Source organism: Actinomadura sp. NPDC049753 (assembly GCF_040674655.1).
In the GTDB taxonomy this organism is placed as follows: Bacteria; Actinomycetota; Actinomycetes; order Streptosporangiales; family Streptosporangiaceae; genus Spirillospora; species Spirillospora verrucosospora.
Genome location: NZ_JBFARL010000430.1, coordinates 1 through 1899, shown reverse-complemented (window position 1 = coordinate 1899; position 1899 = coordinate 1). Strand labels below are relative to the sequence as shown.

Below are 1899 nucleotides of genomic sequence, written 5' to 3'. Positions count from 1 at the left end.
GGACGCTCGCGGAGCGCGCGGATGCGGGCGGCCGGGCGCAGGATGCCCATCGGCGGGCAGTGGAGACGAGGCCGGCGTCCGCCGGGAGGGACTCGCCGTCGCCGAGCCGGACCGCGACGCCGCGGGCCTCCAGCTCGGCGGCGTGGCCGCGCTGCTCCTCGCCGTCGCGGGCGTCGACGATGGTGACGCGGGCGCCGCGCGCGGCGAGGACACGGGCGGCGGCGCGGCCGGACACGCCGAGCCCGGCCACGCACACGCTCTGGCCGTCCCAGGGGCGGCCCTCCCAGGGGCGCTCGTTCACTTCTTCGGCATCCATTCCAGGTAGAACAGGCCGATGCCGATCGCCACGAACAGCGCGGACATCAGCCAGAAGCGCACGACGATCGTGGTCTCGGCCCAGCCCGACAGCTCGAAGTGGTGCTGCAGCGGGGCCATCTTGAACACGCGTTTGCCGGTCATCTTGAACCCGCCGACCTGAATGATCACCGACAGCGTGATCATCACGATCAGCCCGCACAGGATGGCCAGGAGCAGCTGGGTGCGGGTGAGGATCGCCAGGCCGACCAGCACGCCGCCGAGGGCCAGCGAGCCGGTGTCGCCCATGAAGATCTTCGCGGGCGGGGCGTTCCACCACAGGAACCCGAACACGCCGCCGAGCACGGCCGCGGCGACCACCGCGAGGTCGAGGGGGTCGCGGACGCTGTAGCAGTTGGGGACGAGGCTGGCGGCGCAGCTGTTGCGCAGCTGCCAGTTGCCGATGATGACGTAGGCGGCCAGCACCATGCCGGCCGGGCCCGCCGCGAGGCCGTCCAGGCCGTCGGTGAGGTTCACGCCGTTGGACATGGCCGCGATGAGCAGCAGCGCCCACACCACGAACAGGTACGGGCCGATCGAGGGGCCGAAGTCGCGCAGGAAGGACAGGTGGGGGTCGGCGGGGGTGACGTCGTAGCCGTTGGGGAAGTTCAGCGACGCGACCGCGAACACGACGCCGACGAGGATGATGCCGATCATCTTGGCGCCGCTGCGCAGCCCGAGGCTGCGCTGCTTGAACACCTTGATGTAGTCGTCCACGAACCCGACGAGGCCGAGGCCCGTCATCAGGAACAGCACCAGGATCCCCGAGATGGTGGGGGCCTCCCCGGTGAACAGGTGCGCGGCCGCGTAGCCGACGAGCGAGCCGACGATGAAGACCGTCCCGCCCATCGTGGGGGTGCCGCGCTTGTTCAGGTGGGCCTCGGGGCCCTCGTCGCGGATCATCTGGCCGTAGCCGAGCCGGTTGACGATGCGGATCCACACCGGCGTGCCGACCCCGACGAAGATCAGCGCGATCCCCGCGGCGATGATGATGTTGGTCATCGGCCGTCCTCCGCGAGGATCGCCTCGGCCACCCGTTCCAGGCCGGCCACGCGGGAGCCCTTCACCAGCACGACGTCCCGCGGCGCCAGCCGCTCCCTGAGCACGGTCACCGCCGCGCCGACGTCATCCACCTGTACGCACTCTCCCGTCCATGACGCCACCTGCCCGGCCCCTTCGGCCATCGCCGCCGCGTTCGCACCGACCACCACGAACCCGGCGATCCCGCTGCGCGCGACATGCTGCCCGATCCTGGCATGTTCCGCCACGGAAGAGTCACCTAGTTCGGCCATCTCGCCCAGCACCGCGTAGGCGCGGCGGCCGCGGGCCAGGTGAACGAGCACGTCGATCGCGGCGCGGGTCGAGTCGGGGTTGGCGTTGTAGGCGTCGTTCACCACGGTCACCCCGTCGGCCCGCTCGGTGACCTCCATCCGCCACCGGCTGACCGGCACGGCCGCCGAGAGCGCCTCGGCGACCGCTCCGGTCGCGAGCCCCGCCGCACGCGCCGCCGCGGCCGCGGCCAGCGCGTTCGGGACGGCGTGCGCG

Annotated in this window: 2 protein-coding genes and 1 pseudogene; all 3 read right to left on the bottom strand. The window is 72.1% G+C overall.

Annotated features, from left to right (window positions below):
- Nucleotides 1-316 (bottom strand): annotated as a pseudogene (locus AB0K37_RS41940) (hypothetical protein); the annotation flags it as partial.
- Nucleotides 298-1356, bottom strand: coding sequence for a phospho-N-acetylmuramoyl-pentapeptide-transferase (gene mraY / locus AB0K37_RS41935; protein ID WP_353835422.1), 1059 nt, complete (start codon nucleotides 1354-1356; stop codon nucleotides 298-300). The pseudogene AB0K37_RS41940 and the gene mraY, both read right to left, overlap by 19 nt.
- Nucleotides 1353-1899 (bottom strand): cyanophycin synthetase (locus AB0K37_RS41930; RefSeq protein ID WP_363991756.1); only part of this gene is annotated, 547 nt, incomplete at its 5' end. The genes mraY and AB0K37_RS41930, both read right to left, overlap by 4 nt.

Excerpts from the sequence above, each read along its gene's own strand:
- mraY (WP_353835422.1), bottom strand. The coding sequence starts at position 1,356 with ATGACCAACATCATCATCGCCGCGGGGATCGCGCTGATCTTCGTCGGG.